At 56.3% G+C, this 15,163-nt stretch carries 15 protein-coding genes; 10 read left to right on the forward strand and 5 right to left on the reverse strand.

All coding sequences use genetic code 11. The features are described 5' to 3' along the window. The first annotated feature begins 26 nt into the window (after window positions 1-26). Both QZQ97_RS21405 and QZQ97_RS21410 read left to right on the forward strand, forming a co-directional pair. Window positions 27-1,469: a sugar porter family MFS transporter gene (locus QZQ97_RS21405; protein WP_311995074.1), complete on the forward strand. Its 1,443-nt coding sequence runs from the start codon at window positions 27-29 to the stop codon at window positions 1,467-1,469. Window positions 1,470-1,501: 32 nt separating this feature from the next. Beyond that, on the forward strand, window positions 1,502-2,338 hold the full coding sequence (locus QZQ97_RS21410; RefSeq protein WP_311995075.1) for a TIM barrel protein: 837 nt from the start codon (window positions 1,502-1,504) through the stop codon (window positions 2,336-2,338). 117 nt (window positions 2,339-2,455) lie between these two features. On the opposite strand, the gene fetB is transcribed toward QZQ97_RS21410, so the two are convergent. The 5 genes from fetB to QZQ97_RS21435 all read right to left on the reverse strand — a co-directional run bounded on the left by fetB (window position 2,456) and on the right by QZQ97_RS21435 (window position 5,993). After that, entirely contained in the window at window positions 2,456-3,229 is a 774-nt protein-coding gene (gene fetB, locus QZQ97_RS21415) for an iron efflux ABC transporter permease subunit FetB (protein WP_126485853.1), read from the reverse strand. After that, window positions 3,216-3,893: an iron efflux ABC transporter ATP-binding subunit FetA gene (gene fetA, locus QZQ97_RS21420; RefSeq protein WP_311995076.1), complete on the reverse strand. Its 678-nt coding sequence runs from the start codon at window positions 3,891-3,893 to the stop codon at window positions 3,216-3,218. Before fetA ends, fetB begins: the two co-directional genes overlap by 14 nt. A 205-nt stretch (window positions 3,894-4,098) precedes the next feature. Continuing rightward, window positions 4,099-4,380, reverse strand: coding sequence for a FaeA/PapI family transcriptional regulator (locus QZQ97_RS21425; RefSeq protein ID WP_311995077.1), 282 nt, complete (start codon window positions 4,378-4,380; stop codon window positions 4,099-4,101). Between the two features lie 15 nt (window positions 4,381-4,395). Then, window positions 4,396-5,577, reverse strand: coding sequence for an FKBP-type peptidyl-prolyl cis-trans isomerase N-terminal domain-containing protein (locus tag QZQ97_RS21430; protein WP_311995078.1), 1,182 nt, complete (start codon window positions 5,575-5,577; stop codon window positions 4,396-4,398). A 2-nt stretch (window positions 5,578-5,579) separates the two neighbouring features. Further along, a complete protein-coding gene (locus tag QZQ97_RS21435) occupies window positions 5,580-5,993 on the reverse strand; it encodes a hypothetical protein (protein WP_311995079.1) in 414 nt (137 codons plus the stop codon). 765 nt (window positions 5,994-6,758) lie between these two features. On the opposite strand from QZQ97_RS21435, the gene QZQ97_RS21440 reads away from it, so the two are divergent. The 8 genes from QZQ97_RS21440 to QZQ97_RS21475 all read left to right on the forward strand — a co-directional run bounded on the left by QZQ97_RS21440 (window position 6,759) and on the right by QZQ97_RS21475 (window position 15,161). Beyond that, window positions 6,759-7,289: a fimbrial protein gene (locus tag QZQ97_RS21440; protein WP_311995080.1), complete on the forward strand. Its 531-nt coding sequence runs from the start codon at window positions 6,759-6,761 to the stop codon at window positions 7,287-7,289. 88 nt (window positions 7,290-7,377) lie between these two features. Then, a complete protein-coding gene (locus tag QZQ97_RS21445) occupies window positions 7,378-7,929 on the forward strand; it encodes a fimbrial protein (protein WP_311995081.1) in 552 nt (183 codons plus the stop codon). A gap of 98 nt (window positions 7,930-8,027) precedes the next feature. Then, window positions 8,028-10,529, forward strand: a complete 2,502-nt coding sequence (locus QZQ97_RS21450) for a fimbria/pilus outer membrane usher protein (RefSeq protein WP_311995082.1) — start codon at window positions 8,028-8,030, stop codon at window positions 10,527-10,529. Window positions 10,530-10,551: 22 nt separating this feature from the next. Beyond that, window positions 10,552-11,298: a fimbrial biogenesis chaperone gene (locus tag QZQ97_RS21455; protein ID WP_442995413.1), complete on the forward strand. Its 747-nt coding sequence runs from the start codon at window positions 10,552-10,554 to the stop codon at window positions 11,296-11,298. Window positions 11,299-11,309: 11 nt separating this feature from the next. Beyond that, entirely contained in the window at window positions 11,310-11,924 is a 615-nt protein-coding gene (locus QZQ97_RS21460; protein WP_311995084.1) for a fimbrial protein, read from the forward strand. A 14-nt stretch (window positions 11,925-11,938) separates the two neighbouring features. Next, window positions 11,939-12,943: a fimbrial protein gene (locus tag QZQ97_RS21465; RefSeq protein ID WP_311995145.1), complete on the forward strand. Its 1,005-nt coding sequence runs from the start codon at window positions 11,939-11,941 to the stop codon at window positions 12,941-12,943. An 18-nt stretch (window positions 12,944-12,961) separates the two neighbouring features. Continuing rightward, window positions 12,962-13,501, forward strand: coding sequence for a fimbrial protein (locus tag QZQ97_RS21470; protein ID WP_311995085.1), 540 nt, complete (start codon window positions 12,962-12,964; stop codon window positions 13,499-13,501). A 25-nt stretch (window positions 13,502-13,526) separates the two neighbouring features. Then, complete coding sequence (locus QZQ97_RS21475) at window positions 13,527-15,161, forward strand: PglL family O-oligosaccharyltransferase (RefSeq protein ID WP_311995086.1); 1,635 nt, start codon at window positions 13,527-13,529, stop codon at window positions 15,159-15,161. Window positions 15,162-15,163: the final 2 nt, after the last annotated feature.

Genomic DNA, 15,163 nt, shown 5'->3' on the forward strand with positions numbered 1-15,163 from the left:
AGCCAGGATAAAAATCGGAGCAATAAATGTCATACCAGCGTAAGCGCAATACCGGCTACATCATGAAGATTTGCGGGGTCGCCGCTCTGGGCGGTCTGCTGTTCGGCTACGATACCGCCGTGATCTCCGGCGCGATCGAATCCCTGAAAACCTATTTCAACCTCAGCCCGGCCGAAACCGGCTGGGCGGTATCCAACGTGGTGATCGGCTGCGTGGTTGGCGCCTTCGCCGCCGGGCCGCTGGCGGGGCGTTATGGCCGCAAGAAGGCCCTGATGCTGGCGGCACTGTTGTTTACCGTCTCGGCCATTGGTTCCTCGTTGGCACCGACCTTCACCTGGTTTGTCATTTACCGCATTATCGGCGGGCTGGCGGTGGGCATCGCCGCCACCGTCTCGCCGATGTACATGTCTGAAGTGTCGCCGAAAGACATGCGCGGCCGCGCACTCAGCATGCAGCAGTTCGCCATCGTGTTCGGCCAGATCGTGATCTTTTACGTTAACTTCAAGATTGCCAGCATCGCCAGCGAAGCCTGGCTGGTGGAGATGGGCTGGCGCTGGATGTTCGCCTCCGGCGTGCTTCCCTGCATCCTGTTCTGCATTCTGGTGTTTATCATTCCGGAATCCCCGCGCTGGAGCGTGATGGTCGGCCGCGACGATCAGGCGCTGGCGATGCTGACCCGCGTCTCCAACGCCGAGCATGCCAAAAACGTCCTGCGGGAAATCAAGGACTCGATACGGCAGGATCAACAATCCAGCAAGCAAAAACTCAGCTACGCCGATAAGCGCGTGCGTTTCATCCTGTTTGTCGGCTGCATGATCGCCATGCTGCAACAGGTCACCGGCGTTAACGTCATGATGTATTACGCGCCGGTGGTGTTGAAAACCGTCACCGAGAATGCGCAGGAAGCGCTGTTCCAGACCATCTGGATTGGCGTAATGCAGCTGGTCGGCTCGGTGATTGGCGCCATGCTGATGGATCGCATGGGCCGTATCCCGCTGATGCGCTGGGGCACTCTGGGGGTCATCGCCGGGCTGCTGATCACCTCTTATGCGCTCTATACCGAGGCTACAGGTTACTTCGCGCTGTTCGGCATGCTGTTCTTCATGGTGTTTTACGCGTTGTCCTGGGGCGTCGGCGCCTGGGTGCTGGTGTCGGAGATTTTCCCCAACCGCATGCGTTCGCAGGGCATGAGCATCGCCGTCGGCTGCATGTGGCTGGCCAACTTTGTGGTCTCGCAAACCTTCCCGATGATCAACGACAATCCGTATCTGTTCTCCCAGTTCCACGGCGCCTTCCCGATGTGGATTTTCGCGGCGTGCTGCCTGTTCAGCTACTGGTTTGTCAGCCGTTACATCCCGGAAACCCGGGGCGTCTCCCTCGAGAAAATGGAAGACGTGGTGATGGCGAAACGCTATCGCCTGCCCTTGTCCGAAATACAGCCGGTGCCGTTGCAAGACGGCAAGCCCTAAGCTTTCTCAATCCCCTTCAGGAGTAATGCATCATGACCATTGCGCCAGAGCGTTTTTGCATCAACCGCAAGATCGCGCCGAATCTCGATTTGGAATCCTTTTTCCGCCTGGTGAAAACATGCGGGCTCAATAAAGTCGAGCTGCGCAACGATATGCCGAGCGGCAAGGTGACCGACAGTCTGAGCAACGAGCAACTCACTGCGTTGGCGGCAAAATACGGCATAGAGATCATCACTATCAACGCCCTCGGCAGGTTTAATCTGCTGGACGACGAAGCCAGGCTGCTGAAAAACGCCGAGGCGCTGCTGTCGCAAGCCCAGGCGATCCACAGCAAGGCGCTGGTGCTGTGCCCGCATTGCAGCGCGGACGACCGCCGCAGCGAAGCGCAAAAAAAGAACGATACACTGGCAGCCCTGAAACTGCTGGCGCCGCTGTTTAAACAATACGGCGTGCAGGGCTATGTTGAACCGTTAGGGTTCGGCATCAGTTCGCTGCGTTCGTCACTGTTGACGCAGTCGCTGATCGGGGATTCAGGCGCACCCTACAAAATCGTGCTCGATACCTTCCACCATTATTTAAGCGAGGTGACGCAACCCGAGTTCGATGCGCAGATTGACATCGATGGCATTGGCCTGGTGCACCTTTCCGGCGTGGAGGATCCGCTAAGCAAAAGCGCGTTAAGCGACGAAGAACGCATCATGCTGAGTGGCAAAGATCGGCTGGAAAGTAAAAAACAGGTGCAGAATCTGGAACGCCTCGGTTATACCGGCATTTACGCCTTCGAGCCGTTCTCTTCGCAACTGGATAACTGGTCAGAGACGGATATAGAACGTGAAATCCGCCAGAGCATCGCCCTGCTGCAAGAGTAGCGGATAGCATAACGGCCTCCCCGGAGCGCCCCTCGGTGCGCTAGGCCCGGGTATCTCGGGTTCAAAGACAACTTTGTCATCAAACTAACGGCCTCTTCGGAGGCCGTTTTTTTAGCGCTACTTCAGCTTACTGACCACCAATTGATGGCGGGCGTTATAGAACTTACGGTAAGCCAGATAGCAGGCAATAATGGTCGACAGGGCGGCGGTGGAAAGCAGCATAAAGGTCACCATGATCTGGTATTTGATCGCCTTGACCGGATCAATGCCGGCGAAGATCAAACCGGACATCATGCCCGGCAGGCTGACCAACCCGACGGTTTTGGCCGAGTCGACCGTCGGAATCAACGACGCGCGAATGCTGTCGCGGATCAGCGCCGTCGAGGCAAACTTCGGCGACGCGCCCAAACTGAGCATCTCCTGGATTTTCTGCTGATCGCCTTTAAAACGCTGCCCCAGATTGTTGTAACACAACCCAACCGCCACCATCGCATTGCCGGCGATCATGCCGGAAATCGGGATCACCTGCATCGGCGTAAACTCTATCGAACCGGTCAGCACCAGCACCACCAGCGTCAATACCGCGCCCGTGGTAATGGCGATAAATGAGGTAACAAACGCATGCTCAATATATTTACTGCGCTTTTGCGCGTTATAAGCGGCGTTAAAACAAATAAACAGCACCATCAACACCGTCAGAATGGCATTGTTCACGTCAAAAATGTATTTCAGCACGTAGCCGACAATAATCAGTTGCACTACCGCGCGGCAAATGCTCCAGATAATGTCTTTTTCCAGCGCCAGCTTTTCTTTATGGCTGATCAAAATAGCGATGACCACCAGTATCATCGACAACCCTAAGGATTCATTGGTGATATTATGCTGGTTCATCGGTTTTCTCCTGTGCCCGTGCGCCATGCGCGCTCAGAGTAATCACATCATCCGCATGTTTGATTTCGTCTTTATCGTGCGTGACCCATAGCGCCGCTACGCCATGTTGCGACACCAACTGATGAATAATCTCGTTGACGTTGCGCTTATTATCTTCATCCAGCGCGCTGGTAATTTCATCCAACAACAGCACCTTGGGCATAAATTGCAGGTTGCGGATCAAGGAAATGCGCTGCTTCTCCCCACCGGATAATTCGTTAATGCTTTTTTCCAGCTTATTTTCCGCCAACCCAAAGCGCGCCAGGTCGGCCTTCATTTTTTTCTCGTCCGGCTTTTGCTTGCGGATCAGATAAGGCAACGCAATATTGTCATACACCGTATCGCCAAACAGCGCCGGGGTCTGAAAACAGTAAGAGACCTGTTGGCGGTATTCTTCCGGCGGCATATCGGTGATGGGCTTACCGTCAAAGATAATTTTTCCGCGGGTCGGGTCGATCAAAGAGGAAACGATTTTCAGCAGGGTGCTTTTTCCGCAGCCGGACGGCCCGGTAATCAGTTTGAATTCACCCGCCTTTAGGCCGAAAGAGACGGAATCCAAAATAACCTGGTCGTCTATTTGATAATGAATATCATCCAATAAAAGTATTTCTTTGCTTTCCTTCATAATATACCCGCATCGCCATAAAACGCCTTTCAATCAGCCGGCAAGTATACCCTATGGATTTCAAGTTGCAGCAGGCGGCCGGCTCGCTCATCCCCCAGCGAGGGCAGTCGCCGGGTAACAAAACGACAGGGCTGGGGGCTCGCAACCCCCAGCCTTATTATGATCGGCTGTGAAAGGTAGTCCAAAATTTGAAACAGAAAAAGAATTACGCTTTTTGGGTCGACGTGCAGATATACCAGCGTAACGAATTATTGATGCTGCGGTGGGTACAACGCACTTTTCCCTCTTTTTCCAATGCTAATAACAGCGTGCGCGTGGTGTAAATATTTTCGCCGCATTTGTCTGCCAGCTCCCTTGTTTTAGGCCACTGTTCCGGCGGTGGCGGATGATGATCCCCGGCTCCCGTCGCACGTTCCGTACACAGTTTTCGTAACACGTTTAGCATATGCGATTTCCTGATTTCATAGGTTATCGGTGCCTTGGCCATCGCGTCCTCCTGGGGTTACTTTTGCCTGTCCTTATCCGGCGGTAGCACGTCGGCCACGCGCAGGGTGTAAATCATGGTGGCTCCTGGCGGGATGGCGGGTGGGCTGCCCTTATCGCCATACGCCAGCTCCGGCGGCACAGCCAGAGTAATGGACCCGTGTTTGTCGAGTTTGCCGATAGCTGCGCGAAACAGCGGCGGGTATTGCGCCAGCGGCAGCGAGATGGTCGTACCGGCCAGCTCCATGTCCTTAATCACCGTGCCGTCGGGCAGGCTTTCACGCACCACGATGCTGACGTTGTCGCCCGCGGCTATTTTTCCGCTACCGGCGTAATCCACGCGGTAATAGAACCCGAGCGCGTCCTGTTGCACCCCCGGCCTGACGGCGAAATCGGCGAGATAGGCTTTACCGTCCTGCTGTAAGGTCTGCTGCCGTTGCCGATGGGCCTGCTGCAAAGCGCGGTCTGCGGCTTGCAGGGCGCCGTCGATGGCGGCGTTGTCCAACCGGGGTTTGCCGTTCAGCGTATCGGCGATACCCGCCAGCAAACGCACCCGGTCGGCTTCAATGCCCAGCTGTCGGTTCTGTTCTTGCAGTTGCACAATGTCGCGCCCAAGCGAGACCCCGGCGGCGTAAGCCTGTTTATCCGCATCGCTGACCAGCGTCGGCGGCAGTTGCATCTGTGCCAACTGTCGGCTGAGCTGCTGTAGCCGTTGTTTTTGTTCTCCGGCTATCCGTTGTTGCCGCGCCAACGATGCCGCCATGGCGAGCAGATCCGGCGGCGGCGCAATAGCCCGTCGGATCCCCTTCAGCGCCGCCGCCAACGGCCGGATATCCACCGCCGCAGGCTCTGTGGGAGGCGGTACGGTGGCCTGAACCGCTAATAACCGCTCCAGCCGACGGACAGTGTCGGCCTGCTGCTGAATCACCTCGGCCTGTTGACGCAGGGTCTGATTCAGTGCCGACAGCCGGGCGGCATCCCCACGCGGTTCGATAACGGGCTTGGGTTTGGCGGCCACCGGCGGCGAAGCCGACGGCGCCTTTTCTGCCACCGAGGGTGCCGGAGCCACCACCTGCTGCTGCTCGGCAAATTTCAGCAGCGCGGGAATACCGTCATCGGCCGACGTTTTGCCCACCGCCGACACGCTGCCTGCCACCACTAACAAAAGAAAGGCTGCGGCTCCTTCCGCATACTTTTTCATGGTTACAGGCTCTCCACCCGGCTGGACAGATCGGACATCAGCTCATGCTCGACATCGGCACAGAACTTTTCAGTTTTATATTTATAAAGCGCGTCGATAGCCTTACGGGTACTGTCATCGACATGACTGCGAATACCGGCATATCCAGAGGCGTTGGACAGCAGCCCATTAAAATAAGCAATCCGTTTCTGGTAACTTTGCGGATTAATATTCTTAAGTGAATTCACCCGCTGCTGACAAAGTACGATGCGCTGCTCATCAGTCTTTTCGTTAGGATTATTCTGTGAGACTTTTTTCACGGCGACAGCGCCCGCGCCATTCTTCCCTGCACAGCCCGACAACATTAAACCGAACATTATCAATACGACCAAAGCAACGGCAGCGCGGCGAATTGAATCATTAATTATGGTAATCATTCCGTTTATCATCCCTTAATTATCACTTAGGTCATTATTATGTCGCGAAGCCCGGCAAAACCTCACCTTTTTGGATTAATCCGAACGAGTTAAATAACGAAAAAATGCGCAATATCGGCGGGTGCCGATAATAATTCGACACACATCGACATTGTTATTTTTTTGTTAACGCAACGAAAGAGAGCCACGCCGGCACTAAGTATAAAAGCCGCGTTTCAAGTTGACGATATCGCAACACTTTCCTTTTAAAACAATGAGTTAAATTTCACCTATCGATTAACAGCCGCAATTCATCATCTGCTGTCTGATAGCGATATTATCAAAACAATATTGTGAATTGTAGTGTCATCGGTATATCTGGCGATCTAAAATCTCGCACATCGCCATTTATATAGTCATTTATTCTGGATAATATTTGTATACGATCTATTGATTTTCAATTATATATATTTCTTTTTCCTTTTGGTTTTATATTCTGTATTTGACCTAACTTAATAAAAGCTATTTCCAACAACACCTATTATTTGCAAGAATATTCTCACCAAGACGCCAGGGTGATATTCATATTTTCATTTTAATGGAATGCGTTTTTACGCCTTCCAAAAACTTTCGTTATTGCTGAGCTAATAACGGAGGATGGCGTATTGCCCAGAGCAAAAGGATCTGGCTCCAACTTCGATGCCGGTGACATGACGTTACCGTCGTCGTGGGGGATTTAGATGTGCTTTTCTTTTTATTTAAATACTCTCTACAGGAACTTGAGAAATGAAACTGAATAAATTAATGTTGGCAACCATGATTGCTTTCGCTTCCGCATCTGTTGCTCACGCCGCATCTAACCAGGGCAGCGGTAAAGTGACTTTTACCGGTGAAATCATCGATGCGCCATGCAGCGTAGCGCCAGAGTCCGTTGACCAGACGGTACCGATGGGCCAAATCAGCAGCCGTATCCTGGCCAAAGAAGGGAAATCCAGCTCTCAGCCATTCAGCATTGAGTTGAAAGACTGCTCTCTGACGACCATGAAGAACGTCCAGGTGACCTTCACCGGCACCCCGGATTCTGATAACAGCAAGCTGTTGGCACTGAGCGGCACCGCGACCGGCGCCGGCATCATGATCTACGACAACCTGCACTCCAAAGACGTTGAACTGGGCACCGCGACTGACGGTCAGGGCCTGAACGAAGGCAACAACTCCCTGAAATTCGCCGCTTATCTGCAAGGCAGCAGCGCGTCTGGCGCCGTGGTCCCAGGCGAGTTCACCAGCGTAGCGAACTTCACTCTGGCTTACCTGTAATCCCCTTGGGGGGCGCCGTTTCGGCGCCCCCGCTTTTACCTGCACGGATATTAGGTAGCGAGACAGACGGCAACAGGGAGACGCCAGCATGACAACCCGGATTTGGGGCGCACTGCTTATCGCGCTCAGCGTTTGCAGCGTAGAGGCGACGGCGAAAAATCAGGGCCACGGCACGGTCAGCCTGGGCGGCGAGATCGTCGAGACCCCCTGTGGGATTGCCGGTGAAAGCCTCGACCAAACCATTGATTTCGGGCTGATCTCCATGACCGATGCGACATTGGGCGCACAACCGGTGTTGATCGGCAGCCGCCGCAATTTTGAGATCAAGCTGGTGAACTGTGAACTGGCAAGCGTAGTGAAGCCCGACTTTATTTATCGCGCGGCTACCGTCACCTTCGACGGCACCGCAGACAGCCGGGATCCCGAGCTATTGGGCGTTTACGGCGAAGCGCAAGGCGTGGCCATTGAACTGCTTACCGCAGCCGGTACCCCTATCCCGCTGGGCACCACCACGGCGGATTACCAGATCGTCGCCGGCGACAATACGCTGCGCTTCGGTGCCCGATTACGTATTCACCCTGATAAGGCCCGAGCCGGCGGATTCAGCTCGTTGGCGAAATTCACCCTGTCTTATCTGTAACGCCGCGTTAGGCGGGTACCGGCATCAGGTACCGAACGACATCACGTATTACGTATTCAGGTCGTACAGGATGACCTGCTATTGGGCGCGGATTTGCCATGAGTGATTATTCTATGACGTCATTACTGACACGGAAAAAAAGACCCCTTACCGTCATTCTATCTTTCCTCTGGGCGCATTCGGCTTTTTCCGCCACGGAATTCAATACTGACGTATTGGATATCGGCGATCGCAGCAAAGTGGATTTATCGCGTTTTTCCGACGCCGATTACGTCATGCCCGGGACCTATCTGCTGGATATCAAGATCAACCAGAAAACCCTGCCGCAGCGCCGCATCCAGTACTATCCGTCAGCGGATAAAAAGGACCGCTCGCGCGCCTGTCTACCGCCGGATCTGGTGGAAAAAATGGCGCTGAAAGAGGAAGCCGCCAAAAAAATCACCCTGTGGCACGACAACCGTTGCGCCGATATCAGCGGGATCAAAGGGGCGACTCTTTCCGATCGTATCGGCGGCGGCGTGTTGGCGATCACCATTCCGCAGGCATGGATGAAATATTCCGATCCGGACTGGACCCCACCTGAACAATGGGACGAGGGTATTCCGGGGCTGCTGCTGGACTACAACCTCAGCGGCCAGGTCGGCAAGCAAAGCCACAATAACAACACCTCAGAAAATCTCAGCAGCTACGGCACGCTGGGTGCCAATATGGGCGCCTGGCGCCTGCGTGCCGATTATCAGGCCAATTACAATCAGCAGGCCGGCCAGCGTGACAGCGGTTTTGACTGGAACCAGATCTACGCCTATCGCGCACTGCCAATGCAGGCCGCCAAGCTCACCCTCGGCGAAATCTTTCTCGACTCGGGGGTGTTCGATTCGTACCGCTTCACCGGCCTCAATCTGGCCAGTGACGAGCGCATGCTGCCGCCAAACCTGCAGGGCTATGCGCCGGAAGTCCGCGGCATCGCCAAGAGCAACGCCAAAATCACCGTTTCCCAGGAAGGCCGCACGCTGTACGAAACCACGGTGCCCGCCGGGCCGTTCGCCATTCAGGATCTCAACAGTTCGGTGCGTGGCCAGCTGGATGTGAAGGTAGAAGAACAGGACGGCAGCGTTTCCACCTTCCAGGTCGATACCGCCACCATCCCTTATCTGACCCGACCCGGCTATGTGCGCTACAACGTCGCACTGGGTAAGCCCTCGGCTTACGATCACCGCACGCAGGGGCCGCTGTTCTCCGCCAGCGATTTTTCCTGGGGGCTGACCAGCGCCTGGTCGCTGTACGGCGGCGCGTTGCTCGGCGGCGATTACAATGCCTGGGCGCTCGGCCTGGGTCGTGATCTGAACGTGTTTGGCGCCATGTCGCTGGACGTCACGCAGTCTATCGCGCATCTGCCCAACGAACCGACCGCCAGCGGCATGTCGTTCAAGGTCAACTACGCCAAACGCTTCGATGAACTGAACAGCCAGATCACCTTCGCCGGCTACCGCTTCTCGCAGCGCAAGTTCATGAACATGTCGCAGTATCTGCAAGAGCGTTACAACGACTACGACGAACACTACAACGGGCGCCAAAAAGAGCTGTACACCATCACCGCCAGCAAAACCTTTATGGCGGAAGACAGCGCCAAAGCGATCACCGCCTACCTGACCTATTCCCACCAGACCTATTGGGACGCCAAGGCACAGGATCGCTACGGGCTGTCTGCCAGCAAATTGTTCAACGTCGGTAACGTCAGCAACATTACCGCCTCGCTGTCGGCCTACCGCACTACCTATCACGGCCGTACGGATGACAGCGTGATGCTGAACTTCAGCGTGCCGATTGGCGATCGTCGCCGTATCGGTTACTCGCTGCAAAGCAGCAACAGCGACGTCACGCAGATGGCGTCCTACAACGACTACACCGATCCGAATAATACCTGGCAAGTAAGCGGCGGCTTTAACCAAGCCGGCAAATCGCTGGCTCGCGGTTACTACACCCGTAACGCCTCATTCGGCTCACTCAACGCCAGCGCCTCTTATCAACAAGACAGCTACTCCTCTATCGGCGGCACTTTCCGCAGCGGCATTACCGCCACTCGACACGGCGTGGCTGCGCACCAGAACTCCAGCAACGGCGGCAGCCGGATGATGCTGGATACCGACGGCATCGCCGGGGTGCCGATCAACAACGGCCGTACCTACAGCAACCACTTCGGCCTGGCGGTGATTTCCGATATCACCAGCTACTACAACACCGATACCCGAATTGACGTCAACCAACTTGCGGATGACGTCGAAGCGACCCGAGCGGTAGTGCAAGGCACGCTGACCGAAGGTGCCATCGGCTACCGCCACTTTGAGGTGGTGAAAGGCAGCAAGCTGCTGGCCACCATCAAGCTGGCCGACGGCAGCGAACCGCCGTTTGGCGCCACGGTGCTGAGCGAGCGAGGCCGCGAAGTGGCGGTGGTGAACGACGGCGGATCGGTCTACCTGACCGGTGTCCAGCCGCAAGAGCAACTGGATGTCGCCTGGGAAGGCCAACGCCAGTGCCGCATCGTGATACCGGGTGCCGCCAAGCCGCTGGACCAGCTGCTGCTGCCGTGCGCCAAACTGTAATCCGTAACATTTTAACGAGTCGATGAATATGAACAAAAACCTGACAGCAACAATCGGCCTGGCGCTGCTGACCGCCATTCCCGCCGCCCAAGCGGCGATCTCGCTGGATCGTACCCGCGCCGTCTACCTCAGCGACGCGAAATCCATCAGCCTGAATATCGTCAACGAAAATAAGGAGCTGCCTTTCCTTGCGCAATCCTGGCTGGAAAACGAACAGCACCAGAAAATCACCTCGCCGCTGGTGGTACTGCCGCCGTTGCAACGGGTAGAAGCCGGCGAACGCAGCGTAGTGCGCATCACCAAGACCCCGGATGCCGAGCGCCTGCCGCAGGATCGCGAATCGGTGTTCTATTTCAATCTGCGTGAAATCCCGCCGAAAAGCAGCAAAACCAATGTGATGCAGCTGGCGCTGCAGACCCAGATCAAGCTGTTTTACCGGCCGAAGGCCATCGTCGCGCCCAAAGGCGAGGTGTGGCAGGAGAAGCTGGTGTTCCGTAGAAGCGCCGGCGGGTTCAGCATCGAAAACCCCACGCCGTTTTATATCACTCTGACCGGCATGACCCGCCAGCCGCAGAAACAGGGCGGCGGCGCGCTCGGTGACTTCCAGCCGGTGATGCTGAAACCGAAATCCAGCGAAAGCGTGAAGCTGCGCGACAACGGTCTGAACAGCTTTGTCGTCACCTACATCAATGACTACGGCGGCCATCCCGAGCTTCGCTTCGCCTGCAGCGGCAGCGTCTGCCATGTCGTGCCCGATACCAAAAAATAAGGAGATACCGCATGGCTGAATTCACCGGCGGCCGCCTGCGGCCCTTGCTGTTCGGCGCATTGCTGTTTAGCGGCTGCGCGGTGGCGGCAACGCCGCTTGACGTGATTGAAGGCACTACCGGCACCGTCAGCTTTTTCGGCGGCCTGCTCAGTTCCCCTTGCAGCCTGACGCCGGACAGCCAGGATCAGGCCATCGATTTGGGCGAGGTTAACGCGCGTGACTTCCAGAATGCCGGCGATAGGAGCGTGCCGGTGCGCTTTCGTCTCTCCTTCCGCAACTGCCTGTTGGGGGCCAAAGCGCTGGCGGATAACCCCGCCGGCCAACGTAATGGCGATGCCGGGCAGCTCTATTTACAGGGTGAGCAGGCCGCTACGTTGGTGTTTCTTGGCGACAGCGACGTGAATAACCCGGACTTGCTGAAACTCAACGGCGGCGTGCAAGGCATCGGCCTGCGTTTGCAGGACCAACAGGGCCGCGCGCTATCGCTCAATCAGCAAAGCCGGCCCTACGTTCTGCAACCCGGCAGCAACACGCTGTGGTTCAGCGCCAGCGTGGAGTCAACGCAGCGGGCGGTGATGGCGGCCGGGTTTTCCGGCGTGGCGCATATTCAGGTGATTTACCTGTGAGGTTCACAAACGCGATGAAAAACCAATACGTTAACTGTTACCTGCCGCTGGCGTTCGCGCTGGCGGCGCCTACCGTCTGGGCAAATGGCTACGTGACGCCGGACGGCGGGGCGAAACAATTTTATATCGACCTGAATGAAACCAACATCACCAATCAGGTGGGCTTCACTAAAGAATTTACCTATTCATTAGGCGGGAAATATACCGGCAAGGCCTATTGCGATACTCGTATTCCGACCAGCCCGCACTTTTATAAGTCTGATTCGGCACTGCCCCCCTCCGAGTTCGGCAACGGTTATTTAAAACTTAATGATTACCTGGATTTAAAAGCCGAGGTTTGGATCGCCGGCAATAAAAAGGCCTACGTCACCGTGCCTTTTTACAATGTATCCAATGAATTGAGCCAACATTCATGCAACCCACCCTACGTGCAAATCAACAACTACGAAAGTGGCTCCCGGGGCAAAGTCACCTTTCGGGTGCGCAAAAAAATCATCAATGGCGTGCAGATTAACGACCGGCAAATCATCGAGATGTATGGTCGCCTGGGTTCAACCGATGCAGGTTTCGGCCCCAACCCTATGGCGCAGGTGTTTATTCAATCCGCCATTCTGTACGTGCCGGATAAATGCGTGGTGAATGAAGGCCAACTGATCAACGTCGAATTTGGGGAAATCAGCGGCAGCAACCTGAACGGCGCAAGCTATCCGCAAAGCATTCCGGTGCGCTTCCAGTGCGAAGGAGGCAGTTTTGAGGACGGTACCCTGAATATCAAACTGGCGGTATCCGGTACCCCGGCGCCCTTCACCAATAACGCGTTTAAAACCGATAAAACCGATCTCGGCATCGAGATCAAACATAACGGCCAACGGGTGATCCCGAATGAGTTTTACCCGGTGCAGAATATCGGTAACGGCGGCAGCTGGAACCTGGTTGCCGCGCCGTTGGCCAATGGCGGCAAGGACATCGCTGAAGGGGAATTTAACGCCTCGGCCACCATTGTGGCGGCCTTCGAGTAACCCAGGGAGAAACAGACCATGCGTTTACGCGCTTTAGCGATGCTCAGTTGCTCGCCCTTATTGTTTACGGCGTTGCCGGCTCTGGCGAATACCGAATTGATCGGTTCACCACTGCAGTTCCACGGTACCGTGGTGAGCCGGCCATGCAATATTGAACCGCAATCGGCCGATCAGGTGGTGGAGATGGATAGCGTGATCGTCAAAACCCTGTACCGCTATGGCCACAGTAATCCGGTGCCGTTCAACATCAAACTGACCGACTGCAAAACGGCGGTGTTCAAATCCGTCAACGTCACCTTCAGCGGTACCGAAGACAGCGAACTGCCGGGCAAACTGGCGATCAATAACGGCACCAACGGTGCCGCCATCGCGCTGTTTGACAGCAAGGGCGCCGACATTGATTTGAACCAGGCCACCAGCGCGGTGGCATTGCAGGACGGTGCCACCATGTTGAATTTCACCGCCTATGTGCAGGGCCACCCCAGCGCGATACAGAATAAAACCATTACCGAGGGTGAATTCAGCTCGGTGGCCAATTTTGTGCTGGCTTACCAATAATAAGGCCTGGTTTCAGGAAAGCGTGATGATATACAACAACAAAACGGCCGGGTTATTCGGACTGGCGGCGTGCTATTGCCTGATCGCCATGCATATTTACTGGCCCAATCGCGGCGGCAGCGGTTTTTATTTGCCGTGGAATCTGGTCGGCGGAATATTTATCGCCCTGTTTATTCTCGGCGCGATGCTATTGAGCCGGCCACCGTTGGCCGTGTCCGTTTTTTTTAATCGGCTGGCACCGGGCGCTCTGATTTTATTGTTGCCGCTGCTGTGGGCGAAAGATCCCTGGTTGAGTGAAGCTCTGCCGCGCCTGTTGGGGCTGACGCTGGGCGTCGCCGCCTACTTCGCGCTGTTGCAGATACCGCTCGATCGTCTGCGGCGGCGCAGGCTGCTGGTTTTACTGCTGGCGGCGACGCTACTCGAGGCGCTGTTGGGCCTGGTGCAGTACGGGCTGTTGGAGCCGGGTAACGCGATGGGCTACAACACCGTGAAAAACCGCCCTTACGGCATCTTCCAGCAGTGGAACCTGATGGCCAGCTTTATGGCCACCGGCTTGGCGCTGGCACTGTACCTGTTGAGTAACCGGCGTCCGCTGCACCGGGGCGTGCAATGGCTGACGGGCGGCATGCTGGTGCTGGCGCCGCTGTTGCTGATCGTGATCGCCTCACGCGTTGGCCTGCTGGCGGCCGTTCTGCTGTCGCCGCTGCAATTGTTTATGCTCTACCGGCTTAATCGCCGCCGCGCCGCCGCCGCCCTGCTGCTGTTGCTTGCCGGAATAGCCGCCGGCCTGCTGTTGGTCATGCTTAACGGCGCGACGCGGGCGCTCACCGTGGCGGAGCCGATTTTCTACCGGCTGGCCTACTGGCAGGAAGCGCTGCGCATGATCGCCGAACGACCCTGGCTCGGCTGGGGTTACGGCCACTTTCAACACGATTTCCTGCATCACTTCTACACCACTCACCGCAGCGGCATGGAAAGCGTCAGCATCAGCCATCCGCACAACGAGATCCTGCTGTGGGGCATCGAAGGCGGCCTGCTGAGCCTGAGCGGCATTGCCTTGATCGGCTGGGGATTATGGCGCCTGCTGCGACGTACCCGCGCCCTGCCGCTGCGGCCCGCGCCCTGGCTGGCGGCGCTGCCGATCCTGCTGCACATGATGGTGGAGTACCCGCTTTATCTTTCCACCGCGCACGCCGTGCTGCTGCTGGCGATTCTGCGCACCGCCGATGTGCGTTGCCGCCTACGCCTGTCACCGCGCCCGCAGCGCACACTGCGACTGCTCACCGCCGGTTTGGCCGCGCTGGCGTTGCCGTATCTGATCAACGGCCTGCACAGCGCCGTGATTATTACCGCCGTAGAAAAAACCGGCCTGCGGCAATTTGCCGCCATGAGCCGGGTGATGACGCCGACGCCCTGGCAGGTGCGTTACGACTACGACATCCAGTTGCAACGGCTGCTGCAATACCCGCGCACCCGCGATCCGGCCGCGCTGCTGAGCTACCAACGTTGGGCGGAAAATGAAATCCGCGTGCGGCCGGACGCCAATATCTACGTCAACCTGATGGCGACCAGCCGGTTGCTGCAACAGCCGCAGCGAGCGGAGGATCTGCAACGTCAGGCACGCCGACTGTTCCCGCACGATGCGCGTTTCAAGGAGTAACT

The sequence above is a fragment of the Serratia sp. root2 genome (assembly GCF_031931805.1).
GTDB classification, from domain to species: Bacteria; Pseudomonadota; Gammaproteobacteria; order Enterobacterales; family Enterobacteriaceae; genus Serratia; species Serratia inhibens.

What these genes read in the sequence shown, in the direction of transcription:
- QZQ97_RS21405 (WP_311995074.1), top strand. Translation starts at nt 27, where the DNA reads ATGTCATACCAGCGTAAGCGCAATACCGGCTACATCATGAAGATTTGC.
- QZQ97_RS21410 (WP_311995075.1), top strand. Translation starts at nt 1,502, where the DNA reads ATGACCATTGCGCCAGAGCGTTTTTGCATCAACCGCAAGATCGCGCCG.
- fetB (WP_126485853.1), bottom strand. Translation starts at nt 3,229, where the DNA reads ATGAACCAGCATAATATCACCAATGAATCCTTAGGGTTGTCGATGATA.
- fetA (WP_311995076.1), bottom strand. Translation starts at nt 3,893, where the DNA reads ATGAAGGAAAGCAAAGAAATACTTTTATTGGATGATATTCATTATCAA.
- QZQ97_RS21425 (WP_311995077.1), bottom strand. Translation starts at nt 4,380, where the DNA reads ATGGCCAAGGCACCGATAACCTATGAAATCAGGAAATCGCATATGCTA.
- QZQ97_RS21430 (WP_311995078.1), bottom strand. Translation starts at nt 5,577, where the DNA reads ATGAAAAAGTATGCGGAAGGAGCCGCAGCCTTTCTTTTGTTAGTGGTG.
- QZQ97_RS21435 (WP_311995079.1), bottom strand. Translation starts at nt 5,993, where the DNA reads ATGATTACCATAATTAATGATTCAATTCGCCGCGCTGCCGTTGCTTTG.
- QZQ97_RS21440 (WP_311995080.1), top strand. Translation starts at nt 6,759, where the DNA reads ATGAAACTGAATAAATTAATGTTGGCAACCATGATTGCTTTCGCTTCC.
- QZQ97_RS21445 (WP_311995081.1), top strand. Translation starts at nt 7,378, where the DNA reads ATGACAACCCGGATTTGGGGCGCACTGCTTATCGCGCTCAGCGTTTGC.
- QZQ97_RS21450 (WP_311995082.1), top strand. Translation starts at nt 8,028, where the DNA reads ATGAGTGATTATTCTATGACGTCATTACTGACACGGAAAAAAAGACCC.
- QZQ97_RS21455 (WP_442995413.1), top strand. Translation starts at nt 10,552, where the DNA reads ATGAATATGAACAAAAACCTGACAGCAACAATCGGCCTGGCGCTGCTG.
- QZQ97_RS21460 (WP_311995084.1), top strand. Translation starts at nt 11,310, where the DNA reads ATGGCTGAATTCACCGGCGGCCGCCTGCGGCCCTTGCTGTTCGGCGCA.
- QZQ97_RS21465 (WP_311995145.1), top strand. Translation starts at nt 11,939, where the DNA reads ATGAAAAACCAATACGTTAACTGTTACCTGCCGCTGGCGTTCGCGCTG.
- QZQ97_RS21470 (WP_311995085.1), top strand. Translation starts at nt 12,962, where the DNA reads ATGCGTTTACGCGCTTTAGCGATGCTCAGTTGCTCGCCCTTATTGTTT.
- QZQ97_RS21475 (WP_311995086.1), top strand. Translation starts at nt 13,527, where the DNA reads ATGATATACAACAACAAAACGGCCGGGTTATTCGGACTGGCGGCGTGC.